The organism is Chryseobacterium sp. HNCC26DJ239 (genome assembly GCF_057180445.1).
Map to the genome: position 1 here is coordinate 237,165 of NZ_JBXUGJ010000004.1, position 26,952 is coordinate 264,116.

General features: G+C 32.3%; 19 protein-coding genes, 2 tRNA genes and 2 pseudogenes. 14 read left to right on the forward strand and 9 right to left on the reverse strand.

What is annotated here, in order from left to right; translation table 11 throughout:
* The first annotated feature begins 86 nt into the window (after positions 1–86).
* The 3 genes from rseP (at position 87) to AC2A1D_RS10240 (ending at position 2,008) form a co-directional block, all read left to right on the forward strand.
* Positions 87–1,433, forward strand: coding sequence for an RIP metalloprotease RseP (gene rseP / locus AC2A1D_RS10230; RefSeq protein ID WP_484043548.1), 1,347 nt, complete (start codon positions 87–89; stop codon positions 1,431–1,433).
* 79 nt (positions 1,434–1,512) lie between these two features.
* Positions 1,513–1,586, forward strand: a tRNA-Asn gene (locus AC2A1D_RS10235).
* Between the two features lie 345 nt (positions 1,587–1,931).
* A tRNA-Asn gene (locus AC2A1D_RS10240) sits at positions 1,932–2,008 on the forward strand.
* Positions 2,009–2,119: 111 nt separating this feature from the next.
* Here AC2A1D_RS10240 and AC2A1D_RS10245 read toward each other — a convergent pair.
* From AC2A1D_RS10245 to AC2A1D_RS10270, 6 genes are all read right to left on the reverse strand, one after another.
* A complete protein-coding gene (locus AC2A1D_RS10245; protein ID WP_484043549.1) occupies positions 2,120–3,187 on the reverse strand; it encodes a tyrosine-type recombinase/integrase in 1,068 nt (355 codons plus the stop codon).
* A gap of 174 nt (positions 3,188–3,361) precedes the next feature.
* The gene (locus tag AC2A1D_RS10250) at positions 3,362–3,571 is read right to left on the reverse strand and encodes a helix-turn-helix transcriptional regulator (RefSeq protein ID WP_040999616.1); all 210 of its coding nucleotides are present in this window, start codon (positions 3,569–3,571) and stop codon (positions 3,362–3,364) included.
* Between the two features lie 225 nt (positions 3,572–3,796).
* Positions 3,797–5,536 carry a DNA methyltransferase gene (locus AC2A1D_RS10255; RefSeq protein ID WP_484043550.1) on the reverse strand — a complete coding sequence of 580 codons (1,740 nt, stop codon included), beginning with the start codon at positions 5,534–5,536 and terminating at the stop codon, positions 3,797–3,799.
* Positions 5,537–5,641: 105 nt separating this feature from the next.
* Positions 5,642–6,781, reverse strand: coding sequence for a hypothetical protein (locus AC2A1D_RS10260; protein WP_484043551.1), 1,140 nt, complete (start codon positions 6,779–6,781; stop codon positions 5,642–5,644).
* A gap of 182 nt (positions 6,782–6,963) precedes the next feature.
* Positions 6,964–8,526: a hypothetical protein gene (locus tag AC2A1D_RS10265; RefSeq protein ID WP_312074956.1), complete on the reverse strand. Its 1,563-nt coding sequence runs from the start codon at positions 8,524–8,526 to the stop codon at positions 6,964–6,966.
* 150 nt (positions 8,527–8,676) lie between these two features.
* Complete coding sequence (locus tag AC2A1D_RS10270; protein ID WP_312074957.1) at positions 8,677–11,454, reverse strand: COR domain-containing protein; 2,778 nt, start codon at positions 11,452–11,454, stop codon at positions 8,677–8,679.
* A gap of 820 nt (positions 11,455–12,274) precedes the next feature.
* Here AC2A1D_RS10270 and AC2A1D_RS10275 point away from each other — a divergent pair.
* The 4 genes from AC2A1D_RS10275 to AC2A1D_RS10290 all read left to right on the forward strand — a co-directional run bounded on the left by AC2A1D_RS10275 (position 12,275) and on the right by AC2A1D_RS10290 (position 15,092).
* A complete protein-coding gene (locus tag AC2A1D_RS10275; protein ID WP_484043552.1) occupies positions 12,275–12,886 on the forward strand; it encodes a recombinase family protein in 612 nt (203 codons plus the stop codon).
* Between the two features lie 625 nt (positions 12,887–13,511).
* On the forward strand, positions 13,512–13,973 hold the full coding sequence (locus AC2A1D_RS10280; protein ID WP_040999626.1) for a hypothetical protein: 462 nt from the start codon (positions 13,512–13,514) through the stop codon (positions 13,971–13,973).
* Positions 13,974–13,996: 23 nt separating this feature from the next.
* Positions 13,997–14,821, forward strand: coding sequence for a hypothetical protein (locus tag AC2A1D_RS10285; RefSeq protein WP_146028539.1), 825 nt, complete (start codon positions 13,997–13,999; stop codon positions 14,819–14,821).
* Between the two features lie 16 nt (positions 14,822–14,837).
* Positions 14,838–15,092: a hypothetical protein gene (locus tag AC2A1D_RS10290; RefSeq protein WP_040999630.1), complete on the forward strand. Its 255-nt coding sequence runs from the start codon at positions 14,838–14,840 to the stop codon at positions 15,090–15,092.
* Between the two features lie 102 nt (positions 15,093–15,194).
* Here AC2A1D_RS10290 and AC2A1D_RS10295 read toward each other — a convergent pair.
* Positions 15,195–15,947: pseudogene (locus AC2A1D_RS10295) on the reverse strand (single stranded DNA-binding domain-containing protein); the annotation flags it as partial.
* Positions 15,948–16,185: 238 nt separating this feature from the next.
* Here AC2A1D_RS10295 and AC2A1D_RS10300 point away from each other — a divergent pair.
* The 3 genes from AC2A1D_RS10300 to AC2A1D_RS10310 all read left to right on the forward strand — a co-directional run bounded on the left by AC2A1D_RS10300 (position 16,186) and on the right by AC2A1D_RS10310 (position 22,045).
* Complete coding sequence (locus AC2A1D_RS10300; protein ID WP_484043553.1) at positions 16,186–18,027, forward strand: Ig-like domain-containing protein; 1,842 nt, start codon at positions 16,186–16,188, stop codon at positions 18,025–18,027.
* Positions 18,028–18,036: 9 nt separating this feature from the next.
* Positions 18,037–18,615: a hypothetical protein gene (locus AC2A1D_RS10305; protein ID WP_065721269.1), complete on the forward strand. Its 579-nt coding sequence runs from the start codon at positions 18,037–18,039 to the stop codon at positions 18,613–18,615.
* A 901-nt stretch (positions 18,616–19,516) separates the two neighbouring features.
* Entirely contained in the window at positions 19,517–22,045 is a 2,529-nt protein-coding gene (locus AC2A1D_RS10310; RefSeq protein WP_484043554.1) for a DUF5686 family protein, read from the forward strand.
* 277 nt (positions 22,046–22,322) lie between these two features.
* Here AC2A1D_RS10310 and rpmA read toward each other — a convergent pair whose 3' ends face one another.
* Positions 22,323–22,580 (reverse strand): 50S ribosomal protein L27, encoded by a 258-nt coding sequence (gene rpmA, locus AC2A1D_RS10315; RefSeq protein ID WP_047399085.1) that lies wholly within the window; start codon positions 22,578–22,580, stop codon positions 22,323–22,325.
* Between the two features lie 33 nt (positions 22,581–22,613).
* Positions 22,614–22,985: pseudogene (gene rplU, locus AC2A1D_RS10320) on the reverse strand (50S ribosomal protein L21); the annotation flags it as partial.
* A 128-nt stretch (positions 22,986–23,113) separates the two neighbouring features.
* Between rplU and AC2A1D_RS10325 the strand changes: the two are divergent.
* From AC2A1D_RS10325 to AC2A1D_RS10340, 4 genes are all read left to right on the forward strand, one after another.
* A complete protein-coding gene (locus tag AC2A1D_RS10325; RefSeq protein WP_484043555.1) occupies positions 23,114–24,205 on the forward strand; it encodes an acyltransferase family protein in 1,092 nt (363 codons plus the stop codon).
* 170 nt (positions 24,206–24,375) lie between these two features.
* A complete protein-coding gene (locus AC2A1D_RS10330) occupies positions 24,376–24,957 on the forward strand; it encodes a MiaE family protein (protein ID WP_484043556.1) in 582 nt (193 codons plus the stop codon).
* A 28-nt stretch (positions 24,958–24,985) separates the two neighbouring features.
* Positions 24,986–25,579: a DUF502 domain-containing protein gene (locus AC2A1D_RS10335; protein ID WP_484043557.1), complete on the forward strand. Its 594-nt coding sequence runs from the start codon at positions 24,986–24,988 to the stop codon at positions 25,577–25,579.
* A gap of 287 nt (positions 25,580–25,866) precedes the next feature.
* Positions 25,867–26,952 carry an FAD-dependent oxidoreductase gene (locus AC2A1D_RS10340; RefSeq protein WP_484043558.1) on the forward strand — a complete coding sequence of 362 codons (1,086 nt, stop codon included), beginning with the start codon at positions 25,867–25,869 and terminating at the stop codon, positions 26,950–26,952.

The following is a 26,952-nucleotide window of genomic DNA, read 5'->3' on the forward strand; positions in this document are numbered from 1 at the left end:
GACAAAGCTTCTCATTTAGAGAGGCTTTTTATTTGGCATCCTTTTGATAATTGTTACATTTGCAAATTATAATTTAAAAACATTTAATGGAAATAGCAATCAAACTGTTTCAATTTATATTGAGCATTTCTATTCTAGTAATTCTTCACGAACTAGGGCATTTCTTGCCTGCAAAATGGTTCAAAACTAAAGTTGAAAAATTTTATCTCTTCTTCGACCCTTGGTTTTCTGTAGTAAAAAAGAAAATCGGCGAAACCGAATACGGAATTGGATGGCTTCCTTTCGGAGGCTATGTAAAAATTGCCGGAATGGTAGATGAAAGCATGGATACCGAACAACTAAAACAACCTGCACAACCATGGGAATTTAGAGCAAAACCAGCTTGGCAAAGACTCATCATCATGATGGGCGGTGTTACTGTGAATTTCTTTTTAGCTTGGTTGATTTACTCGTGCTTGATTGCTAATAATGGTGAAAATATTTTCGAAGCACAAAGAATAACAACTCCACTTCACTACACTGAAGCTGCAAAAAAAATGGGCTTTGAAGATGGTGACAAAATCTTGAAAGTTGACGGCAAGGTTCAGAAAGATTTCAAAAAACTAGCGTTAGATGTTTTACTAAGTGATGAAATTACTGTTGAAAGAAACGGAAAAGAAGTTACTTTCCCTACTAACGACGATGGAAAAGCTTTAGCATTCAATGATCCAGAACCAAAATCTTTTCTTACCCCAAGAATGACACCTATTGTTGATACCATTGTAGCTAAATCAACAAGTGATGCGGGTCTTAAAATTGGTGATAAAATCTCAACAATCAACGGAAAATCAGTTTCATTCTATGATGAAGTAAAACCTTTAATTGTTCCAAATGCAGGCAAAACAATTGCAGTACAAGTTGTAAGAAATAACCAAAATATAGATCTTAAGATCCCTGTTTCAAAAGAGGGCACTTTAGGGATTTTAAGCTTTAAAGAACTTCAAAAATACAATAATCACATTGATTACAGCTTTGGTGGCTCAATCCAAAGAGGTTTTACATTAACCATTGAAAGTTTAACCTATCAAATCAAGCAGTTTAAACTCATTTTCAATAAAAAAGTACAAGGCTACAAAAAAGTTGGTGGTCCACTTGCTATTATCAACAAAATGCCTGTAGACAAAGACGCAAGCGGAAACGTTTCAATTAACTGGACAGATTTCTGGTCATTCACAGCAATGTTCTCTGTTTGGTTGGCGTTCTTAAATTTAGTTCCAATTCCGGGATTAGATGGCGGTCACGTAATTTTCACATTATATGAAATGATTGTTGGCAAACCGGTTCCACAGAAAGTTTTGGAAAACGCTCAAATGGTGGGAGTTATCTTCCTTTTAGGATTAATGGTATTGATTTTCGGAAGCGACATCTTCAAAATAATCACAGGCGGATTATAGTTTTTTGAAAAAAGTTAAATAAAAACTTGCGTGGTTCAAATATCCGTCCTATATTTGCACCACTTAAAAATAAGGACATTCCTCCTTAGCTCAGTTGGTTAGAGCATCTGACTGTTAATCAGAGGGTCGCTGGTTCGAGCCCAGCAGGAGGAGCAAAACCGCAATCTTTTTTAGATTGCGGTTTTTTTATTCCAAAGATTCATTACTTCTTGGCTTATTTCTAATTAAAGCTTTTCGAAGGATCTTCTTAAAATTTATACCCGACAGCAAATATTTTGAATACTGCATTTCTCTAAATAACATTACTAATGCATATTCTAAGTCTTTTTCTTTACAAAACAGCAAAGTGAAGCCATGTTAGAAACCCTCATGTTTTAAAAACTGAAAATTAATACCCTGAAATAGAAAAAGATAAGAAATTTCTTACATTTAAGCGAGGAAAAAACTTGTAAGCTATCATTTTTCATATTATATTTGCACCACTTAAAACAAGAACATTCCTCCTTAGCTCAGTTGGTTAGAGCATCTGACTGTTAATCAGAGGGTCGCTGGTTCGAGCCCAGCAGGAGGAGCCACAAAATGAAACACTTACGAGGATCGTAAGTGTTTTTTTATTCCTGTTGCAAGAATATTGCAAGAACTTTTCAAAATCATAAGTCATTTTAAACTCGTAATATTATTTTTAATTAAATCAAATGACTGTTGATTTCAAAAACCGTATCCAAATCCATTGAGTCTAAATAATGCTGAGTAGTTTTAGTGTTGGAATGGGATAACATTTCTGATATTTTATCAATAGAAACCCCACTTCTTTTTAAAACTGACGCATAGGAATCTCTTGCGGTCTTGAGTTTCAAAGGAACGGAAAGTTCTAATTTTTCTGATAATTCCGATAGTGAATAATTAATCTGTTTTCTAAGTTTACGATTATAATAATCAAAGTTCTGCTCTGAATATCCTTCTTTTAGAAAACCCAATACAAATTTACTGTTTCTATCACCTACTTTTTGTAGCAATAGTTCCAGCTTCCTGTCAATAGGAACAACAACATCCTTTTTTAAATTTTTTCTTGTTTTTTCAGTTTTTTTCCTGAAAAACACAAAACATTTTCCATTTTGCTGTTCCCACCTCAATCTCAATAAATCGGCAAAGTTGATCCCATTACAACGGTAAAGAAGTTCCCAAATATTTCTTGCAAATTCTTCTTCAGGATTTGCAAAATTTTTAAAATTTACGATCTTTTCAATTTCTTTATTTGACAACACATATTTTTTGGGAATATATTCTGTAATCTTATATCCTTCTGCTGAAAAAGGATAAACATAATCTTTTGGTATTATTTTCTTTTTATTGCAAAAGTAATTGATAACCGTTCTGAGATCCCGTAAATTGGAATTAATGGATGATATAGACGTTCCTTTCCTAAGTCTCTTTTTTTCATTAGTTACTAAAAACTCTTTGTCAATCTCGGTAATACTAATCCCGGAATTTCCTCTCAAAAAAACATTCCGGGAATGCTCCATATGTTTAATAGTTCTAAAACTCAGATGCTCATTTTCTGAAATGTACCGTGTAAATAAGTCTGATAGTTTTAAAGAGGTAAAAATCTGTTCATTTTTTAAATCAGTATCTTTATTGAAAAACTTAGTTTTAATCTTATTCCGGTCAAAAAAATCAAGTTCAGATATTATTTTTTCAGCTTGAGAAACCCGTTTAATGCATTCATGGCGGAATTCTACTGATTTTTCCTCCATATTCTTTTTATCAAAAATATGAGAATACTGTACCTCTGTTAGTTTTGCGATATTGAGATACAATTGATTTTTACCTTCAATAATACGGATGCTTAGATTATAATTATTATTTTTCAGTTTAACTCTTTTGTCGAGTACGAGACTACATGTTGCCATTTTTGAAAATATTTAAATTTAAACCACTAAAACCGGAATTTTCACTTCTTTTTTCATTTTTCCGCCTTCATCAATCCAACGGTCAATCTCCTCTTTACTGAATATTAGTTTTTTTCCAATTTTTTTAAATGGTATTTGATTTCTGTTTACTTTTGAGTAAATCGTTGCCTTTGTGAAAGGGATATATTTTATTAATGAATTGAGATCCATATATCTGTTTTCTTGCATAGTTTTGATATTATTTTGAAAACAAAGGCATCGCAATGCTAAGCCTTTGTTTTGATTTTGCCAAAGCGGCAGTTAAAAATTTACGTTTTTTCAATGTAACCATACCCAAATTCAAGACATGACTTATTCTGTTCACAAAATCTGTGAATTAAAAAATTTGATAAAAGTTTAGATTAAATTATAGGAAACGGTAAATAAAAATTTCCTGATGGTTATTGAAAACCTTTAGGCAGCAAGATCAATTTGATCATCTGAGGAAAGAAAATCTTTTCTCAAAGAAGAATATTCATTTTCATCATATTCAGAAACACCCTTTTCAAGAATTTCTGAGATTTTGGCAACGTTTTTTTCATACAGTTCACTGATAATCACTTTACGGTTCAGCATCAATGCCGCTCTTCCTGTTGTTCCAGTTCCGCCGAAGGGATCCCATACAGTCCCGTTTTCAGGAAAAAATGATAAGATAAATGGAATGGGTAGCAAGGTTGGAAACGACCCGAAAAACCCATTCTGAAGACCATCCTTCTGTGATCTCTCCTTTGAGATATTTAACTTTAAAATTTGTTCAATGTCGTTATCACATAGGAAATTTCTCATCGTTTTATAGGGATTAGAAATATGATATGATTTCTTTTTGCCCAAACCTTTGTTTCCCTGTTCTGAACAACCACTTTTAACGGTTGCTGATTTTTCTGGATCAAATATTCTCAGTTGATCGTAGTAATAATCCGGTGATTTGGAAAATATAAGAATAGATTCGTATGAATTTGTAAAACGTGAAGTTTCGTTACTTTGGGGCTTAGGATTTGATTTTTGCCAGATAATCTGATCAATAAAAAAGAAACCAGCCTTCTGCATCTCTAAAATCAATAACGCAACGACACCAACACAAATTGAACCTTTATAGGTATCATGGAGATTGATAATGATAACACCATCCTCAGTCATATGATCTGCCCCTATTTTCATAACATCAACAATATTTTCTACGAAATCTTCACGTTTTTTCTCTCTTCCAATTTCCAACTCAGATCCTATATCTCTACTTCCCTTCGAAATATTATCTTTTCCATATTCTATTAGGTTGAAATAAGGAATTGAGGTAAAAATACCGTTGATCAATGTTCCTTCCGGAAACTGAGTATCCAGACTGTTACCGGGAAGTATTAAATATCTGTCTGAAGAAATATAATTTAAAACAGTGATTTCAGATGTTCCCCTATCAACTTTAGTATTGTATTGACGCATCATTGACTCTGCTTTTTTTAAGTCATAGTTTTTACTGATATATCCTTCAAGAATTTTAGCCTCATTTTCCTTTTGGAGGTCATAATTATTTTTTGGATCTGCTAAAATATCAAGACATTTTTTTGCTCTGTCGAATGATATTTCATTTTCTAAAAGTCTTGTAGAAAGATTAAGGGCATTCTCCGGATTTTCGTTATCGAAGACCAATGATCTTTTTGCCGTAATAACATTATTTCGTCCCCATCCTCTGCCATATTGTTCAGAAACGAATCCATACTTTTCATTACATGAAATTTCATCCTCTTCATTACCATCTACCACTCTCAAATAGTGAGAGAGTAATCTTCTGCGTTCCTCAACAGTTGGAACCGATTTCAGATTAAATTCAATAATCCAATCTTTGACTTGGTCTTTCGAGTTGGGTGTCTTTTCAATAATTATACAGTCGATTTGGTTTAAATTTAAATCCTGTAACGCTAAAAATCTTAAAACACCATCTACAATGACATATTTATCGTTATACCTGAAGACAACCAGAGGAATATAACATCCTGTCTTCTCAAACTGTTCCTGTAATTTTTTAATGAACTGTTTCTTTTCTTTCCTGTCAAATAACTCATCCCATTCTTCCGGAATTTCAATTTGATTTAATGATAATTTGGTTACTCTGTTAAATAACGGCAAAACTACCCCTGCTGTAAATGTTTCTTTGTGCATGATATTATTGTTTAAATATTATGATGCAAAGTAACAGGGGTCACCAAAAAATGTGAAGACAAATTACATTACAAACCTCGTTTTGTAACGTTACAAAAATGACGATTATTTTGTTTTGCCTTTCTTTAAAATGTATTTCTGATCCATTGATATAATCTCCTTTTGAATATTGATTTTATAGTATTTATCAACAGAATCATCGAAAGTATTGATCATGTAGAACTCCGCTAATTTCTCACCGACAGTCTGATTAATTTCCTTATTGATAGAATTTTTTTCTTTTAAAAATCTTTTATACCCATAATCGTTTTCAAATAATTTCTTTACGATTTCATCAACCTCTTTCTGTTTTAAAACTAAAATATGATCTTTAATCTCCTCCTTATCTCTATTCTTTAAAGACTTTGTTGGTGGATATTTTATCTGAACATAAATTTCAGTCAGATCTTCTTTATATTCGTCTAATTTATTTGTTAGAATACCATTTAAATGATTCAGAAAAAGGTAATATAAAGATTTAGGTTGGGGACCCAGACTGATCTTATGTTTTCCTATCGTAAGTATTCCTTTTTCATCCACACATATCGGTTCTTTTGGAATCTGGTTTAGAATTAAACTAAAATTATCCACCATCGAATTCCGTATAGAATCTATAATTGATTTCAAATGGCTTATAACAACAATATCAATATTTTCACTCAAAATTCTCTGTACACACGAGTCACAGATATACCCCTGACGAAGTTTAAACATGATGTCTTTCTTGTTACCACAAAAATCATTAATACAACCTATGGATTCCTTATGGATATTAGGTTCAGTATAAATATTATCGATATTTAATTTCATTAAAGACTGAATAATATTCTCGACAATTTGAAAGGCTATCCCATACTTTGAATCTTTATCAGAAAAATATTCCCAATCGTTAGAATCCACAAATATATTATGACCGTTAAAACCACTGAACCAATTCTCATCATGTTTATTTGGTGATATTAATACAGCATAATTATCGGTTGGGATTTTATTAATAATCCTGTACATATTGAGGATTTCCCAATACTGTCCGAAGGATAAACGTTTTTGCAAAGAATAATCCTTAATCTGTAGTTGAAGTATTTCGGTGGGTATTGTTTCTCCCTTTATAAATTTTACCGTTCCGGGAACAGTGTTAAGTAATTTTACAACTTCATTCAGTTCTTCCATTGGATATTGAGGAAGGGCAGTGACAATAATATTCATTCTGAAAATTTAAACCCCTAAATTTAATGACTGTCTGGATATTAAACAAGAATCTTTATAGGGTATGTTTATGTCAGAGTTTTTTGATAATTTTTAGAAATCATATTTCTTACATGTTTTCAGTGAAATATTCAAGTCATGGAACGTAAAAAAAAAGGTTCTCGCAAGAACCCTTCTCTACTTTATCTTTTATTAAATTTTTCTTTTCTTCTTTTAGAAATAACTTTTTTATATGATTTATTCAACATTTCTAAAGCGGTATTTTCAATTGTTTTAAACGGATCTTCACGTTCTTTTATTGATAGCCCGATTTGTTTTCCGGTAGTTTCACTTATTACTGCCGAAAGAATATTTTTTACCGTTTCTGACATTCCTTCTTCAACAGCAACCGAATCATGAATTGTGAAAAAGTTTAAGTTGGGATGTTCTTTCAACAGTTTCTTAATTCCTATATCCAACAAAAGGGTTGATTCAAACCTTTGAAGAAGGATAGCTAGGCAACCTTTAGAATTATCTAACCCATTGATCAATTCGATAACATGACCGACATTTGGAAATTTTTCATTCATTTTTCTGATGAACGTATTATTTTCCCGGTGTTTTTTTAAGTTGAGATAACTCATTACATTTCTCTTTATATACTCCCTTGTTTTTTTCCCATCAAATAGGATGTTATTTAAATGCTGGTACAAATTATTATCAAAAGGTAGATCATTGAATTGTTCAACATCTTTCTGATTGAGAAAAGTGCCACACATATAGGGTATATATGATTTATTTTTATATTTAAATTTATTTTTAATTTGTTCTTTTATATAATACTTAGATTTATAAAATTCTGATTTTATTATATTATAAATATTTTTATCAATTTTTATTAATGAATTCTTATTTTTATTTGTATAGAAGGATGGTTTTAAAATATTTGAAAATATGTATAAATGACTATTACTAATATCTATCTCATTAATTTTTTTTCCATTTATCCTAAGAAATTGTCTTATTTCCTTTTTACAGGAGGTTAAAGTGGAGTAAAGTCTTAAATTATTGTTGTTTAGCGTGGGATCAAATTCTCCGTTTTTAATTTGATGAACACTTCTTTTAATTGCTAGTATTTTATCATCAATACTTTTCTTTAGATTTTGATAATAGATTTTATTTTCCTTCTTCTTTAGTTTTGAATCTAAAAAAAATTCTAGTTGCTCTATGTACAGGTCAACAGAACTATCAATGGTAATAATTTTACTGTTTAATTGTGGGAATAAATGTTGAAATTGAGAATTATTTTCTAATTTGGAATCAGTTTTATCCGTACCGGTTACAGACTCCATCATTTTCAAATAATTATCTCCAACCCTAGAGTTCATCGTAATTTTTTCAGCTTTACAGAAAAGGAAAAAGTCATTTTTAAGCTTGTAGGATTTTGAATATTTCCCAACTTTATAACTTTTGCTTTCTATCACTGGATAGTCTGTATTTTCTAAAAGGGCAACAGTTCTTGTTAAAAAATTTCTAGTAATTACATTAAAGTCTGTACTCTTTATTTTCTTGTGAAAACCATTATTCTTTGTATAAGTCATATAATTGGAAGACGGATACAGATAGTGAAGAAATAGTAATGTTGAATCTTTTAATTTGGATTTATCCCCTTTACTTAGGTCAGGATTAGTATTAATTTTGTCCCAAAGTTTTTCGTAATTAATATTATTTGGGATGATGAGACTTACATCTGAGAATTTGCTCATTATTTTGGATATTTCTCTTTTATACCGATATTTCAGGTACGTATAATATAAGATTTTTTTATGAATTTCCCAAAAAATTAATCAATAAGTGAATTACTTTTATTATAATCTGACATAGTTTTTTTTCATAGAGAATAGATAATATCTTCTCTATTTCATATTTAATATGATATGGACAACTTCAAAAGTTTCACCGTTATTCTCATGTCTCGAAATACCAATTTTAATGTTAGCAAAATTATGTAAGTCATCTCTAACAGAAAATCCTGAAATAGGATACTTTTCGCCATAATTTTCATTAGAGTTAAGGTTTTTGATATATTGAGAATAATTTGTCCACAAGTTATCAAATCTCTCAGCCTCACCAAAAACAACTACAAATTTACGTTTTAGTTCGTGCGTATCATACTTATTCAAAAGTTTAGAGATATGATCAGAAACAACTGTATTTTTAGCGCCACAACTTTCAAGTCTAAAACATTCAATAATTGTGACCGGAATTCCATTGTTCATCCTAATCATTATATCTAATTCTCCTGCACCCTTATCATTATTTGAGATTCCTGATCTTGTTTGATCGGCAATATTATGTCCTTTCGTTCTAAGGAGGTCAACAATATCATCATTGATAAGGTCTTCTATCTTTTTTATACGCTTTCTTTCAAGAATTCGTGAACTGATTTCAACAAGGTCATTTAAAATTTTATCAAGTGAATACATAGGATTATTATCAGGCTCTTGACTCTCAATTTTATATAAGCCTAACAGTTTATGTACATTTACTCCTGTAGCACTCACTTCACAAGGTATCGTTTTGAATGTGTTTTCAATTCCAATTCTTTTTACGAAAGAATAATTAAAAAGATGAGGACTCATCGATTTAGCGCATTCTTGACAATTACATGGAATCTTCTCCGGAACATCTGGATAGTTTAAAGATTGATGGATATCGTTTAATTCTTTTCTAATAACTTCAAGTAGAAAAGAAGAATTATTACCGTTAATCCATATAAATAATTTTCTTGAGTATTGATCTGTAGTTATAAGTGCCCTTGTACTTTCTCTTTGAATAATCACTCCATTTTTCCAGAATGTTTTATCATATATCAATTTTCTAATCCTAACAATAAATCGCGCCATTATACCTGCAGGCATGAAATCATAATGATATTCAAAGCGTAAGTTGTCTAGATAATCCCAATCAAAATCAATCTTTTCCGGTTTAAGTAACTCGGGAATTAGAAAGATGTTTTGTTCAACCTCAAAACATAACTCAAATTTCTTCATAAGTGTAACAATGTAAGCACGTTTATCACGTTCAAAATCATCAAGAATAACATCCAACATATCTGGGTCAAATTCACCGTTACGAGTTATTACATCTTTTGAATCTAAAATTTTATATACTGCATTTGTAGCCCATTCAGGCTTTAAAAATAATATATTTCGCAACAAAGTATCATCTTGAAAATGGAGAAAAACACCTAAATCGTGAAAATATTGACTTAAAAATAATGCTCTTTTATTTGATAGTCCATGTTGGTTGCATATATATAAATATTGGTCTGCCGAAATATAGTTAGACTCTAAAGACTCAAGTACTGTTCTAATTTCCAACCAAACCTTTGGCAGACTATCACCTATTAGTGGTAGCGAATTAATCTCGGTTCCAATTTCATTTATTAACAAATTAATATTTTGCCCAGTATATGCACTTACTTGATGGAATGATACTATATTTTTGAATTTTGTTTTAAGTGATCGTTCATCAATATTAATTATTCTTTCATCGATTTTATTTAGAACTATTATGACTGGTGAATTGTTACTTAATAAGCGAATCACATTAAGCCAATAATCAAAACTGATAAGATGTTGATCAGTTCTCGCTTCCCATACTAAGAGATAAAGTGATCTATTGGTTAAAAAAAACTGATGTGTTGAATGATAGATTTCTTGACCCCCAAAGTCCCAAATATTAACACGAAAGTCTCGTGATGAAGTAGTTTCAATCTTCCAAGTTTTTATGTCTATACCTTCTGTCGTATAGGTTGCGGGTAAAGTTCCACTTATTAATCTATTCATTAAATAGGTTTTACCAACATTGCCTTGCCCTACTATTAGTAGTTTTGCTTCAAATAATTGAGCATTATCTCCAAGAGATAAATAATAATTTATAATTCCTGAAACACCTTGAGAGGAAATTTCTAAAGGAACTCTACCAATTGGATTTCCATCAAAATCTAAAAATTCTAATGATGTTAAATTTTCAAACTCCTTTGGTAGTGATTTAATTTTGTTTCCACTCAAAATTAATCTTTTCAATTTTTTTAAATTACCTATACTGGTAGGTAAATAACTCAGATCATTAAAGCTAAGATCTAATTCAATTAAATTTTCAAGATTATCGAATGCATCGTCATCTATTGAACTTATTTTATTTTCAGATAAATCCAATTTTTCAAGAGTGTAGGCATCGCTCAAGGAGGTTGGAAATTTTTCTAATTTATTACCTTTAATACTTAAATTCTTACATTTGGGATACTCAATTTTTTCTGTTGGCAAAGAAGATATTTGATTATAGCTAATGTCAACTTTTTCTATATCAATTAAATTCCTGAAGTAATGTCCTCTAATTTCACGAATTTGATTGTCTGACAAATTGAAATATTTAATATTTTCAATAGTAAATACTATTGTTGGTAGTTCCTTAAAAGAGTTGCTTTTAAGACTTAAATGCTCTAATTTTTTGAATTCGAAAAACCAATCAGGTAATTCATGGATTGAATTACCAAACAAATCCATATACTTAGTTAAAGGACAGTTTTTAAGTTCTTTTGGAACCTCTTTAAGTCTGCCGGATGTTAACTGTACTTTACTTGTATTAGATTTTAAGTCTTTGAGCTTGCTCTTTATATGAGGTTTCATAATACGTGTTTTTTAATAAAAGTAATAATTTTGCTTAATCAATCTACTTCTTAAGATTCATTTTGTTAAAATACGTAATTTTTTTTGGAAAAATACTTATGTACCATAAAATCCTATCAATATAACAATTAATCTTTGGCATTAATAGAAATTATAAAATAGCATAACACTAAATTGCGAAAATCTGAAAGAAAATTTGGAAAAATTTTTATTTTTATTTTGGGGTCAATTTTTTTTAACAAAGTTTTTTCCGGTTTAAATTTAAATTTTAGAAAGTCAGATTTCTGAACCAAAAACCTAAAATTTTTTTTTTTTTTAAATGGGTATTATTATGATCTCAAGGAAATAAACCAAAAACTACGTGTATACATTCGAACCCCATTTTTAAAGGTTCTATACACCCACGGGTGCAAGGGGGGATTTGATTCCCCGGGCTCCCGGGGGACTATAGTAACTTTAATATATCCGGATGAAATAATTGTTTTGCCCGAAAGGGCAAAATATATTTTCAATCCGGAGATCAACCTGTACCATGCGCAATTGTAGCTCTAGCTTTCTACAGGACCTGCGCTAATGATTATTTTGCTCTGAAATTTACTGCAGTGACTGCGGACCTTGAGTGCTAAATTTTATTTTGCTATTCCAACTAAAAACCAGAACTATTCCTGATCAAAAACATGTGATTATTATTTTGCACAATTCTGCGGTCATAAAATTTAAAACAAAAACTAAATCTATTTTAAACGCTAAATAGTGCTAAAAGCGTAGGCAGAACGGCGATTCCGCCGTAAATTTAATCTGAAATTAAAATTACAACAAAATGAGGGTTAAATATAATAGAGTTTCTACTTTAGGTCAGACAGGAAATCGTTTTGAAGCGGATACTGATAAATATGATTTGGTATTATTAGACAAAGTTTCAGGCACAGTAAATTTTAGAGACCGAGAGAACGGACGGATCTTAATTGATCTTGCGGGAAAGAGTCAAATAACTGAAATAGTGGTCGAAGAAATTTCCCGTTTGGGTCGTAATACAAGAAACGTACTCGAAACGCTCGAGATCTTTGAGGAGCATGGGATTAATGTGGTGGTAAGAAACATGGGACTACAATCCCGACCTAATGGAGAGAAAAACCCTATATGGAAAGTCATAATTACTATAATATCAAGTCTTTACGAGCAAGAATTGTCCAATCTAAAGGAAAGAATCGCCGCCGGAAAAATAATCGCTCTTCAGCGCAATGTAAAATTTGGCCGTCCGTCAGGTAGTAACGAAAGTGATGCAATCTTTATAAATAAACCAAAAAATAAAAAGGCGTTGGAATATCTGAAAAAAGGAAGAACATTAAGAGAGATTGGAAAACTACTTGAAATGTCAACTAAAACAGTACAGAAAGTAAAAAAAGTTGCTGTAAAACTTGATATGATGTAAATGTAAGTAAGTAATCCATCCATTTAACCTTAAATTTTGAATTTTTCAAAAAAAACTAGCACTTGCTTGTTAATAGGTACGGTTTTTTTCGGTGCAAAATAATATTGTTTTTTATATTATAATTGAATGAACACTGTTATATGTTCCCAGATAAAGATTTTTATTTTCCGGTTTAAATTTCAATCTTTTATGATTTACGGCAAAAATGTACCTTAAAGGTACCGAAAAGTACATATAAAGTCTTAATAACTTAACATAAAGTACACTTTCAACTGATTAATTTTGAGTTTTGTATATTTTGCTACAACATTTACGAAAATAAATTTTCACTTTAATGATAGACTAATTATATTTGCTATTGATAAGATTAAATAATCCTATCAAATACATTTCGAACACATAGAACGCTTGTCTAACGACATTCCTCAGGTAAATCTGGTACATTTAATTAGGGGGAATATGTTAGCAACTCTCATGTCATATCTATATGGCGTGGGGGTCTGCTACTTATTTGACCCTAACGGTTTACCAGAACCTACCTGATAGAATAAGTTTAGTAGTCCTCACGCTTTCTTTATTAATTAACAACTCTTTTTCGGGACTGAAAGGAAATAAAACTTTAACTATGAAAAAAGTTTATTTATCTCTATTAACAGTAATCTTTTTAGGTTCATGTTCAAACAATGATTCTGAAACTACAGAAGAAAATAAAAATCAATCACAACAATTTATCGGTAAATGGCACCGTTACAAAACGGTAATTCTCAACGGTAAAACCGACACTCCCCTAAGTTCTTACGATCATGCTAAATGCGAAATAGAAGCAATACATGAGTTTACAACAAACAGTAAATACTTATTGACAAATTATGTTTTAAATTCTTCCACTCAACAATGTCAACAAATAGGGAGTATAGAAACATATCCTTATTCTTATAATGCTACAACAAATATTTTAGATATTGATGGAGAACGTTATTACATTAAACATAGTGATTCCAAGGAATTAATTCTTCAGGATTATGAATATTATGATCAAAATGGTGACGGAACAAAGGAGAAAAGATTAGATTACTATAAAAAATAAACCACCGAAAACCGAAATTCATCATGAATTATTTAAACTACCTTGAGAATCTTGATTTCGAATCAATGATTACAACTTCATTTCTATTGCCTTTCTTCGCTATAATGGTGGTTGTTAAAATTCTTTCCGCAATAATTTTTTCTTTCGTCCCGGATGATTATGACGATGATCCTTATCAAGTTACCGTATTTTCGAATATACTTTTGTACTTCATTTTCTCTTTCTTTATTGTAACAGTATATGATTATAATGATAGGAAAGGGATATTAGATTTCCGGTATTCTCAAAATGTATTTGAGGAAAATTCTAAAGAATTCGTAGTGAAAGAAGATACTAAATTAGAAAATGATCAAAACATTAATATTGAAGATCTAAATTCTTTTGAAAGTAAAACATTTTCTTGGGATGATATAGTAATTACACCCGAAGCTGAAAGACTAATAGATAATGCAAACCTAACCGAGAAATATGTGGGATTATCATCTGAGGATATTATCAAACTAAAAAAGATAATGAGTGACCCGAATCCCGATCCACTATCTAAGGCTGAAAACAAGATCGAGGTTGGAAGCACTGAATGTAAATGGTGTGAAAAAAAGATTGATATCAAAGCGATTATTTATACTTCAAAGGATTTGTTAGGGGTAATTGTAAAACCTAAGTCTGAAGACCCTTTTGAAATGATTGCTTCTGTAATGACGGTTTTAACAGTTAGTCCCCAAGCCTGCATTGAAAGTTATGAACTCCAAGATACAAATCAACATAAATATCAATTTATTGTAACCGATGAAAAAGAATTTTGTTCCTTAAAATGTGAGAAAGAATTCAAAAATAACAGAGGATACTAAAATTTAAAATAAACTTATGAAAACATTATCACTTATTGGAATTTTGATCAGTATTTTAGGAATTGTATTGTGTTTAGGAATTATTGATAATTTTGTCGCATACGGGAACAAACTTATTGACTATTTAAATTTAAACCACAAAGAAATTAAACACGAAATTTTCTCGATAACTTCCGTTTTAGATACCGGTAGAACTATTTGTTTTGTTTTAATGGGTCTTTTTGCATTCAATCTTTTTGTATGTACTAAAGTTTACCGTTCCAGAACTTAAGATATGTATTCCAAAAATATTAATACAAGTCAAAAGAGGCTGTCTCAAAAGTACCCTCTCTCTCGGACTCCTGTTTGACAACTTTTATCATTTAGGAGATTCTCAGAGCATTAGTTTACCTTTTGGGACAGCCTCTTTATTTTTTTCCGAATTGTTTCTTGGCAGTCCAATTTCATGTTCCTGAGGATAAGGCTTTCTAAAAGTCATACTTACATCTTCTTTAATTTGACGGTGAATATCATATTGTTTTTCTTTATCGTAAGAATACCGGGGATCGGTGATCATTGGCATCTTTGCCATTTTATGAATAGTAATGGTAGGAAAGTGAAAATCAACTTCAACCCTTCCGAGTAATAAATAACAACCGCCTTCCTGAAAATCATATTCCTTTAAACTATTGGGAAAATGTGCGGTGTCAAAATAATCACCGTTGACATCGATCCAAGTTCCAAAATACATCGTCCCTTTTTTAGTGGGAACGTGTTTTCTGGAAATAAGATATGCTAACATTTTTACCTGTCTTTTATGAAATTTCAACAAGTCTTTTACAAATACTGATCCTCTGTATTTGGTTTTTAATAAATCAAAAGGACTACATGAAACTGGAAGTCCAATTAACTCAATTTCATCAAATGCATCCTCGAAACTTTCTCTTTTCAGTTGTGGAAGTTTAAATTCCTGAACAGGTTCTTCAATTAACATCAAACCCCTATTCTTAGGTTTAAAATTTATTAATAGTAATCTTATTTCAACAAGCAATTCATTCTTTGGTTTACAAGTAAACCAGAATGCTCCAATAAAAATTAGAACCTTCATCGGTTCCATCATAATATTCATCCGTCTGATAAAATCTTCTTATGCTTTATAATCTCCACAAATTTTCAATTTCCATAGCAATATCATGAGATACTTGATTCAAAATTTCCAAATCTTTATCACCTCGATATATCATGGAAATGAAAGCATACATTTCAATTTCTTTTTTAATCCTTGGGATAAATTTACGACGCACTCATCTATGCCAAAAATAAAACAAACTCATAATCAATATATTAAAAAATAAGTTTAAATTTGCACTTCTATTAAAATCAAGATGAAAAATAAGATTGCCTTAGTTTTAGGATTATTCACAATAGTTACTGTAAAATCACAGAACACAGTACGCCCCGCTTCCGAAATATTTTCAGATTTCAATGGTTATTGGAGAAGCTCCAACAATGCAGTAATACCCAATAACAATCATAATTTACTTGCCTTTACTTGGAATGCAAATGGAATTAATAATATTAACACACCCATAACTTATTCTACCGGAGTTAATAATTCGGCTTTATCCAGCAATAATATTCCTTTCACATCTGCCACATTTATTTCATTACCCATTTACACAATCCCCTCTCCAGGTAGCGGAACTTTTATTGGGGTAGGACAAGCATTTGGAGGAAATGGTAATGTAACGCCGGTGCCGGTTAATAATAATTTAGTACAATATCTTACTGATGGTATTAACGGTTTAGGTTTAGGAACTGCTATTTTTAATATACCACAAGGCTCTAACATTGCCTTCAATACGATGGGAATTGTTCCCACATCAATCGGAGATGGTGTACCGGATCTTATTTTTACTCAGATGGGACAACCCAGCAGTACATCAGATGTATTTCACTTTCAAAATGGTCCCACCCCATCAGATCCGATGGTAGGAACTCCTTATTCGGTAGCTTTTGGTGCAGAAGTAAATGGTATACCGGTAGTTCCGTCTATTGGTAACGCCTGCTGGAAATTTTACAGAGCAAATGTATCGCCTCCTCTTTATGATGCAGGAACTTCAAGTGGATGTACGAGAAACATTAGAGTTATCGCTTTAGATTGGTCTGAAATGGGAATAACGACCGCAAATTATCAGAGTGCAACAACATTAATTCAAACATATTCAGGAACATCAGACCCTGCTTTTATTGGTGCTTATAACGCTGCATCAATTACTTTTGCGTCTACTTTTAGCGGAACTGTCTTTAATGATAACAATGCAGGAACTCCTGATGGTAACGGATATCAGGGAGCAACTGTTAAGCTCTTTAATAATGGAGTAGAAATAGGATCAAAAACAACTGATGTAAACGGATATTATTATTTTGACAATATAAACATCAATACTTATCCCGGTCCTTACACAATTCAGTTAACAGAGCCAACAGGTTTTAATGTTGTAGGTAATAAAGAGGGAACTACTGCCAACAGTTTCACAGCAACAATCTCTAACAGCATTTCTTCAGGGAATAATTTTGGAATCAATCAACCTCCTGTAGCGGTAGATGATAATGCTTCTGTTGGTAAAAATATGTCTAAAACATTCAGTATCGTAACGAATGATTATGACTTGAATTCAGGGTCTTTAATATACTCTACAATTAATCTCATCGCTCCCTCTGGTGCAACCAATATTATAACTTCCGGAGGATATACGAAAGGATTTATAATTGCCGGACAAGGAACTTGGCTGGTAGATAATCTTGGAAATCTAACATTTACCCCCGCTATCGGATTCTTCGGAAACGCTACTACCGTTAATTATAATATTAAAGATTTAGCCGGGCTTACAAGCAATAATGCCTCAATTTTCATCGCTGTAGATTACTGCATAAAACCAGGAGCGTCAGGAATTCCTGATGGATATTCAAAAGTAGGAATTACTACATTAAAAACCCGTAACAAAAACTGGCCCGAAGGCCCAACAATCAATGAAGGAGGTGTTCCCAATGGTTTTATTGCGTTAGAATCTAATACAAAAGGACTGGTTATTACCAAAACTACAAGTACAGCAAATATTATTAATCCCCAAAAAGGTATGATAGCATATGATATTACAGATCAATGTATAAAACTTTATAACGGAACTACTTGGAAATGTATAAAAAGAGCGTGTAACGATTAAATATAAAATATGAAAAATATAAAAAATACAAAAACATTCTATATAGGCAGTCTTATATTTTGTTCTTTAACCTTATCCGCCCAGGTAGCCATTGGTAAAACATCAGTAAATGGAAACAGTACACTGCTGGATTTCGGGGGAGCAACAGCTACTAATTCTCCGACAGATGTTGAAACCACTAATTTCAAAGGCATCATTCTCCCTGCATTAACAGCAACTCCTACATTTTCTGCTACCACTCCAACTACTAATAATCCACAAAACGGAACATTCATATTTGATAAAACTTCAGTAAAAGTGAGAATGTTTACTAATGGTAGTTGGGTAGATATGTCAGATACGGGAAGTTTAACCAATCTTACATCCAATACAAGTGCAGAGAGTGGGAATGGTGTGATAATAGGTTCCAATATAAGTTCGGCTACGGGAGTACTTGTTTTAGAGTCTCCCAATAAGGCAATTATATTACCTCACATTAAAAATCCTCATACAACAGTAAAAAGTCCCTATGCTGGTATGATGTGCTATGATACAGTAAGCAATTCGATTGCGGTATATGATGGCAGTAACTGGAACTATTGGAAATAAAAATCTTTACCAACTCTACGCCTCTGTTTTTGCTTTAATAACTGATAGAAGATTTTAACGGAGCACAGAAAGGATTCACAAAGATGGAGGTTTCCTGCGGAACGTCGAAGACTATTCGAAATACCCCGAACCTATTCACTTTTAGGAAAATAGCAACAGTGGCAGCAAAGCTTAAATTTAAACATAATATTCTGAATATAAGAAGTGATTCAATATCCTTCAACTCCACCAAAATAAAAGGGTATAACACCATTTAAAATCTAAAAATATTTTATAAATTGCTCAAATTCATTCCGTTTCATTGATTGCCTTTGTGGTGATTGAAATGGTGGTCACAAAATTTAATTATTTTTTAAAACATATTTTCTTACCGCGCTCGACGAGATCATTACATCCTTCTTGAATTTTCTTTACATAAAAAAATGTACGGAAATTATTGATGATGATGTGTACTTACAAACCTTCTAAGAATGGAGTCTTGCCGGTTTTGGCGGGATATAAATTTTAAAAAAGTTGCAAGATTTATTGCAAGACTTTTTTAGTAAATGGTCATAGAACATATTAAATCATCAAAGAAATGAAAGTACTATATTTTTTCAATCATCTCATATTCAGAACCTTAAAATCAAAAACACTATGACTGTTAATCAGAGGGTCGCTGGTTCGAGCCCAGCAGGAGGAGCAAAAAGACTTACAGAAATGTAAGTCTTTTTTATTTCTATAAATATTCTATTTCTCATTTCAGCCATCCTTAAATAAACTTTCTAATCCGCACAATATTGGCAGGTTTTTTTTCGTTACATTTGCAGCTTAATAAACAACAACAAAAGCGTTTAAAAATATTTTATTTTGAAGTTTTTACAGCACGCTTTTTGTTTAAGCTAAATGCTTGAAGAACCGAATGATGTCATTACCTATTAACAAATATCTACTCTTTATATTTTCCCTTTTCACGGCAGGCTTTTTTTTCGCACAAAACTCTGTTTCAGGCAGAATTTCAGACGCAAAGACCAGCCTAGCTCTTACGGGGGTTGATATTTACATCAACAACAGAACAACTCCTATTTTAAGAACAACCAGTGCAGATTTTAAAATCGAGGCAGATACGGTTATTGTTAAAGTAAAATTCAGTAAAAAAAACTATTCTTTATACGAAATCAGTATTACAGGAGAAGACAATAACAATCTTGCGATTGCACTTTCACCAGAAAAAGAAAGCAATATTGCCGAAGTGGTTATTCAGAAAAGCAAACCAAAATACAAGAGCAAAAAAGAAAACCCAGCCTACGCCATTATGCAGGAGGTTTGGAAAAGAAAAAAGAATAATGGTCTTGATAAATATGACAGCTACAGCTACAAAGAGTATGAAAAGATAGAGTTTGATGCCAATAACATAGACAGTACGTTTATGAATCAAAAGATATTCAACAAACTTGATTTTATCTTTGATTATGCAGACTCTACGGCCAATGGCAAAATGGCTCTGCCTATTTTCTTAAACGAATCTATTTATGAAAATTATGGTTTAAACAAACCCGCTAAGAAAAATAAACGCTTGCTTACCGCTCAGAAAACATCTGGTTTTCAAGACAATCAGGTTGTAACGATTACGGCAAAAAATCTTTATCGTGAAATTAATATTTATGATAATACTTTAAATTATTTTGATATTGGCTTTCAAAGCCCTGTTTCTTCCGACGGTTTCAGCACCTACGATTATTCTATTACTGACACGATTAGAATGAATGGAAATCGTGCATATAGAATTCGTTACGAACCTAAAAGAAAAGACGTTCTCGCTTTTCAAGGGTATCTTTATATTAATACAGAAACTTACGCCGTTTTGGGCGCAACGCTGAAGTCTACCCATCGAATGAACGTGAACTTCATCAATTCAATTGCGACAGAACTAGAATTCGACAATCCAGACGAAGAAACATTTTTGCCCAAAAAAGTTGTTACCCAAATTGAATTAAGCCCTTTTTCCAAAAAGAAAGGTTCAAAAAGCATTATTGCGAGACGCTCTGTAGATTATTCAAATTATCAGTTTAATCAACCCATTGCGGACGATATTTTCCTTAGAAAGAAAGAAGAATACGAAGATAAATTTCTTGATAAAGATGAAGCTTTTTGGGCCACGGCAAGACCAGATTCTTTATCAAAACAAGAAAAAGGTGTTTACGAAATGTTGGACAAACTTAACCAAACACCAAAATTCAACCGAATTGTAAAGATTTATGAAACTTTAGCTTCAAGATATTATAATATTACAAAAGGTGTAGATTTAGGTCCTATCACGTCTATTTACGGTAAAAACATGGTGGAAGGTGATAGAATTAGACTCGGAGCCAGAACGTATTTCGGACAAAACGACCCTTGGAGAATTGAATTTTACAATGCATACGGTTTCAAAGACCAGCAATTCAAATACGGTGCTGAAGGAAGATATATGTTCAACCGTGTAAACCGTTTTATGGTAGGAGCAGGAACCAAAAGAGACATTACCCAACTTGGCGTACAACTTACAACAGAAGACGGTATTTTGTCACGCTCTTTCGCTTCTTCAACAGTTTTTGCAAGAGGAACGAATGCTTCCTTAAGCTCGGTAAATCAAACAAGTGTTTTCACCTCAATTGAGCCGTGGAAAAACTTCCAGATTAGAATTGATGGAACAATGCAAAGCATTAAATCTGCCAATCCAGAAGGTTTCAGTTTGATGTATTATAAAGATGGAAACTTGAGAAAAACAACAAACGATTCTCACGTTACCATCAGTTTAATTGCGAGACCTGGAGCAAAATTCTCGCAAACAGGTGTAGACCGCTACGAGCACGGAACTTTGGCTCCAACTATCGTTTTAAAATATACACGCGGAATAGAAGGCTTATTTAACGCCGACTTCAATTATAACAAGCTGCAGTTTATGTTTTACAAACCTATCTTAATTGGAAGTTGGGGAAAAACTTTATTGAATTTTGAAGCAGGAAAAAACTTCAACACAGTTCCGTTGGCCTTACAAAACATTATTCCAGCCAACCAAAGTTATGGTTTGGTTCAGAATACATTTTCACAGCTTAATTATTACGAATTTGTTGCAGACACCTACTCTACACTTCATATTGAGCATCATTTTAACGGAAAAATTCTTTCTTACATTCCTTTAATTAAAAAACTAAAATTAAGAGAGGTTGGCTTTATTCGTGGCGCTTATGGAACTTTGAGTGATGCTTCAAAAAACATTAATGTGGATGGTGACAAATATTCTGCTCCAGACCAGCAAATTTACTACGAATACGGTTTCGGGATTGAAAATATAGGCTTTGGAAATATCAGAATTTTCAGAGTAGATTTTAACTGGAGAGGAAATTATCTCGACAGACCCGATGTTTCTAAATTTGGAATTAAAGCTGGGTTTCAGTTTGGGTTTTAAACAAAGCTAAATTTCTTTCAAATTTAAACAACCCTATCATCTTTTATTTTTAACGATCGTATTGATCATATTTCAGAAAAGCTAAAACGTCTTAATTTCAGATAGCGCTTCTACGGAGCGCGCCATCACAAAAACATTCATCTACAAAGGTTTGGCTCCTCCGGAGCCTCCAAAATCCTCCAAATTATTTTACAATACTGAACTTTAATTAAAACTAAAAACAACAAAAATCCCCAACCAAAAGGTCGGGGATTTTAGATTTTATGAAACGCTTAAATTATGCGTTTGCTTCTACAGATACGAAAGATCTGTTGTTTGCTTTCTTTCTGAAAACTACTTTACCGTCTACTAAAGCAAACAAAGTGTGGTCTTTACCGATACCCACGTTTGCACCTGGGTGGTGTTGAGTACCTCTTTGTCTAACAATAATATTTCCAGCAATAGCGTCTTGTCCTCCGAAAATCTTCACACCTAATCTTTTAGAGTGAGATTCTCTACCGTTCTTGGAACTACCAACTCCTTTCTTATGTGCCATTTTATTTTAAGGTTTTGTGTGGTTTAACAATTATTCTGCGCTAGCTTCCTCAGTCTTAGGAGCTTTTTTCGCTTTAGTTTCTTTTTTAGCTCCATCAAAACCTGTAATACCAGTGATTTTGATTTGAGTTAATGACTGTCTGTGACCATTTTTCACTTTGTAACCTTTTCTTCTTTTCTTTTTGAAAACGATTACTTTATCAGCTTTTACATGATCAAGGATCTCTGCTTCTACAGTGATTCCGCTTACAGCTGGGGCGCCAACAGTGATTGCTCCGTTTACAGTAAGAAGTACTTTATCGAAAGATACTTTACCTCCTTTATCTCCTGCTAAACGGTTCACAAACAATTTTTGGTCTTGCTCAACTTTGTATTGAAGCCCTGCTATTTCTACAATTGCAAACATTGTTTATAAATTTTTTAGTTATTTCGAGGTGCAAAGATAAAAATAAATTTCACATTTTCAAGCACAAAGACAAAATTTTTCTTTATTTCTAAATTATTTACTTTTGGCAAATAATTTTTATAACCAAAATGAACAGAGACCTCTACATCGATTTTGCTAAAGGTTTAGCGACGCTTTCCATTATTTTCATTCATACCGCGTTTTGGTCGGGGCAGTTTTATATTCAGCCTGAAGTAAGAGTTTTTTCTCTTGTTTTTGATGTGGCTTTGTTTTATGCTTTAAGCGGAATAACTTCCGGCTCCAACATCGAAAAAACTTTTTACAGACTTCTAAAACTGCAGATTACCTACATGATTTTTGTAACCCTGCTGTTCTTTTTAGATTATTTCTTTAAAGTTTTCGGTCTTGCATTTTTCTCTTTAGAATGGTTGCAAAGTTTTTATTCTACTTTCGGGTCGAAATATGCAGCAACAAGCATTTCAACGATTCCTAATTGGGAAAATTTAGGAAATTGGTATTTGCACGAATATAGAAATGCAGACACTTTTCCCGTTGTAATGGGAAGCTTTTGGTATTTGAAAGTCTATTATATCCTTACCGTTTTTGGAGTTTTAATTTTAAGATTCTTCCCGAAACACATCAATTGGTTTATAGGAATTTGTATTAGTTTAACTTTACTTTTCAATATTTTGCCTGAAATTTATCCTAGCGGACAAGTTGGTTATGTTGCTTTTTACATGACGGTTTTCTTGATTGCACATCAAATGAAAGGTAAAAAAATCCCAACGAAAATCATTCCTTTGCTTTACGGATTGGTTGCTGCAGCTTTGGTTTGGATGTTTTGGTATTTTGGTGACGATATTTTCTATAAAATCAACAAACAAAAATTCCCGCCGAAAGTTCCTTATATTATTTGGTCTTTATTTTCGTTGGTTACGCTGTTCGTTTTTTACAACAGATTAAAAATCACCAAAGAAAATTTTGTTACGCACATCGGGAAAAACGCGATTTTCTTTTATTTCGGGCAAGGAATTAGTTCATCACTTGTCTATTTTATGGTTGTTCCAATGAAAGATTCTATGCCTTGGTGGATTTTAATGATATTAATTTACGTCATCAATGTTATTTTAGCATTTATCATTTCGGCAGGTTTGAAGAAATTTGATGCTTTTGGATGGAAAACATTGGAATTTTTAAGGTTAAAAACTGCTTCTAAATAGTTTGTCTTTTTTAAATTAAAAAGCCATGACTGATTATAACACCATTGCGAACTAAAAAAATGCTCATTGCATTCACCAAAAACATTTCGTTCGTTGCGTTTAACCATCAAAAAAATAAAATCTTCCATCTTATTACAAATTATTTTAATTTTACAGAAATTTTTTAAGTCATGTTTAAGCTGAAACTTCCTACCGATCCAAGGTGGGCAAATATTGCAGAAGGAAACCTTCAGGAAATTTTGACCGATCATGCGTGGTGCGAGCAAAAAGCGGCTACAAATGCGATTGGGCTTATCACGATGCTTCCAGAATATCCGGAAATCGTGACTGAACTTTTGGCAATTGCACAGGAAGAATTAGAACATTTTAATCAAGTTCATCAGATTATCTTAAAAAGAGGGTACACTTTTGGGCGTACCCGAAAAGACGATTACGTGAACGAATTGGTAAACTTCATCCAAAAAGGAGGAAACAGAGACACTTTAATTATCGATAAAATGCTTTTTGCAGCGATGATTGAAGCGAGAAGTTGCGAAAGATTTAAAGTTTTAACTGAAAACATACAAGACGAAGAACTTAGAGAGTTTTATAGAGAATTGATGATTTCTGAAGCCAATCATTATACCACATTTATTGGTTTTGCAAGACAATTGGGCGATCCAGAACAGGTAAATGCACGTTGGGAAGAATGGTTGGAATACGAAGCCAAAATCATTAAATCTTACGGAAACAAAGAAACAATACACGGATAAAACGTTGAAAAAACCGACTTTAGAGAGCATGACAAACGCCTTCCTGAAAAACTTTTTTCAGGGACTCATAATTATTGGTCCAATTGGGTTAACGATTTTTGTGATTTGGTCGGTAATCACTTCTATCGACAATATTATTCCGTCGGTGGCCAGACAAATTCCGGGCTTGGTTTTTATTTCAGTATTGTTGGTAACGGCTTTGTTGGGATTTTTAGGAAATAAATTTGTTGTAGGAAGATTTTTTGTAGATTCGATAGACAGACTTTTAGAAAAAACTCCTGGAATAAAACATATATATTCTCCAACGAAAGACGTGATGTCTTCATTTGTGGGCGATAAAAAGAAATTCAGCGATCCTGTTTGGGTAAAAACCAACGAAAATCCGGAAATATGGAGAATCGGTTTTCTTACGCAAAAAGAAATGGCAGATGTTGATAAACACAATTATGTAGCGGTTTATCTTCCGCATTCGTATGCAATTTCCGGTTGGGTAATCGTTACTGAAGAAAAAAACATTAAACCTGTTGTAGGGATGACCGCAGCGACTGCCATGAAATTTGCGGTAAGTGGCGGTGTAGCAGGTTTTCATTCAGACGATAATATTTTTAAAGCACCTGAATAGCTTTTCTTATTTCTCGAAATATCGTTCGGATATTTCCTTTTCTTTTTTTGAATATTAATAGCTGGATTTTTTTGCGAAGCTTTATTTTATTTTAAAACTTAAGCATGTATAATTTTAAGTCTGGCAAATCTTTATATTAAGCTAAAAATATAGTATTCAATTTAGAAAAATCAGTTATTAATTTCCGCCATAAAATTCTGAAGCTAAATGATTTTATAGATTCATTTTCAGAACTTTAGCATTACATTTAAATAAAACTAAACAATACGATTAAAAATCAAAACAAGATGAGCAAAGTTGCAATTATAGGAGCAGGTGTTTCCGGTCTAAGTATGGCCAATTATTTAGAAAAAAATAATTTTGAATATCACCTTTACGAAAGAAGAACTCAAGACGACCTAAAAGGGCACGGTTTTATCGTTCCAAAAGAAGGAATTGAGTTTCTTTCAAGCATCATCAATATCGACGAATTGTACGAAAGAGGAAGTTTCCTTAAAAAATATATTCATTACGACCATAAAGGCGAAGTTATTTCTGAAAAAGATTTAGACGACGTTTTTGTGGTTTCTAGAAGTGCGTTAATCGAAATTTTAGCAAAAGGACTTCCTGCTGAAAAGATTTCTTACAACACAACGATTGCCATGAACGGTTTTGAAAACGGAAAAGCGTCTCTTACCGTTGACGAAAATACGCCCGTTGATGCAGATGTAATTATTGCTTCAGACGGTTCTAGAAGTAGAATCAGAAGGCACATCTTCCAAGATGAAGTAATGAAAGCCGTTTTGGAAAACGAAGTGGTAAACATTATCGAAAACGAAGAATTAGCAAGCCAAATTGAAAGCAACTTCTTAAAATTTCACCACGAAAAAGGAGGTTTAACTTTCGGTGTTTTAAAACTTTCTGCTAAAAAAATCCTTTGGTATTGTCAGTTTGATATTTCAAAATATTTCATCAACGAAGAATATAGTGCAGATTGCATTAAACAATTTATGTTGGATAATTTTGGAGATTGGAACCCGCTTATTTCATCAATTATAGAAGGTTCAAGCTACCAAAATGCTCACATTTGGAGAGTGTACGAATTGGAAAAACTAAACCCTTTCTATCACGAAAACGTAGTGTTTGTAGGTGATGCAGCGCATCCTTTAATTCCATTTACAAGTCAGGGAGTTACATCTGCGTTGAAAGATTCTTTCACTTTAACGAATCTATTAATGGAAAATAACGACCTTCAGGAAACTTTCAAAAAGTACGAAGACGCGAGAAGACCGGAAATCGATATTCACATTAAAAATGGAAGAGCTTTGCTAGAACAATTCCTTTTACCACTAAGCGAACAGCCGAAAAATACTTTACCCATTTCATACAAATAA

What these genes read in the sequence shown, in the direction of transcription:
- AC2A1D_RS10260 (WP_484043551.1), bottom strand. Translation starts at nt 6,781, where the DNA reads ATGAATATTATTGTCACTGCCCTTCCTCAATATCCAATGGAAGAACTG.
- AC2A1D_RS10310 (WP_484043554.1), top strand. Translation starts at nt 19,517, where the DNA reads ATGATGTCATTACCTATTAACAAATATCTACTCTTTATATTTTCCCTT.
- AC2A1D_RS10285 (WP_146028539.1), top strand. Translation starts at nt 13,997, where the DNA reads ATGAATTATTTAAACTACCTTGAGAATCTTGATTTCGAATCAATGATT.
- AC2A1D_RS10255 (WP_484043550.1), bottom strand. Translation starts at nt 5,536, where the DNA reads ATGCACAAAGAAACATTTACAGCAGGGGTAGTTTTGCCGTTATTTAAC.
- AC2A1D_RS10275 (WP_484043552.1), top strand. Translation starts at nt 12,275, where the DNA reads ATGAGGGTTAAATATAATAGAGTTTCTACTTTAGGTCAGACAGGAAAT.
- AC2A1D_RS10340 (WP_484043558.1), top strand. Translation starts at nt 25,867, where the DNA reads ATGAGCAAAGTTGCAATTATAGGAGCAGGTGTTTCCGGTCTAAGTATG.
- AC2A1D_RS10280 (WP_040999626.1), top strand. Translation starts at nt 13,512, where the DNA reads ATGAAAAAAGTTTATTTATCTCTATTAACAGTAATCTTTTTAGGTTCA.
- AC2A1D_RS10290 (WP_040999630.1), top strand. Translation starts at nt 14,838, where the DNA reads ATGAAAACATTATCACTTATTGGAATTTTGATCAGTATTTTAGGAATT.
- AC2A1D_RS10250 (WP_040999616.1), bottom strand. Translation starts at nt 3,571, where the DNA reads ATGCAAGAAAACAGATATATGGATCTCAATTCATTAATAAAATATATC.
- AC2A1D_RS10265 (WP_312074956.1), bottom strand. Translation starts at nt 8,526, where the DNA reads ATGAGCAAATTCTCAGATGTAAGTCTCATCATCCCAAATAATATTAAT.
- AC2A1D_RS10330 (WP_484043556.1), top strand. Translation starts at nt 24,376, where the DNA reads ATGTTTAAGCTGAAACTTCCTACCGATCCAAGGTGGGCAAATATTGCA.
- AC2A1D_RS10300 (WP_484043553.1), top strand. Translation starts at nt 16,186, where the DNA reads ATGAAAAATAAGATTGCCTTAGTTTTAGGATTATTCACAATAGTTACT.
- AC2A1D_RS10245 (WP_484043549.1), bottom strand. Translation starts at nt 3,187, where the DNA reads ATGGAGGAAAAATCAGTAGAATTCCGCCATGAATGCATTAAACGGGTT.
- AC2A1D_RS10335 (WP_484043557.1), top strand. Translation starts at nt 24,986, where the DNA reads ATGACAAACGCCTTCCTGAAAAACTTTTTTCAGGGACTCATAATTATT.
- rseP (WP_484043548.1), top strand. Translation starts at nt 87, where the DNA reads ATGGAAATAGCAATCAAACTGTTTCAATTTATATTGAGCATTTCTATT.
- rpmA (WP_047399085.1), bottom strand. Translation starts at nt 22,580, where the DNA reads ATGGCACATAAGAAAGGAGTTGGTAGTTCCAAGAACGGTAGAGAATCT.
- AC2A1D_RS10325 (WP_484043555.1), top strand. Translation starts at nt 23,114, where the DNA reads ATGAACAGAGACCTCTACATCGATTTTGCTAAAGGTTTAGCGACGCTT.
- AC2A1D_RS10270 (WP_312074957.1), bottom strand. Translation starts at nt 11,454, where the DNA reads ATGAAACCTCATATAAAGAGCAAGCTCAAAGACTTAAAATCTAATACA.
- AC2A1D_RS10305 (WP_065721269.1), top strand. Translation starts at nt 18,037, where the DNA reads ATGAAAAATATAAAAAATACAAAAACATTCTATATAGGCAGTCTTATA.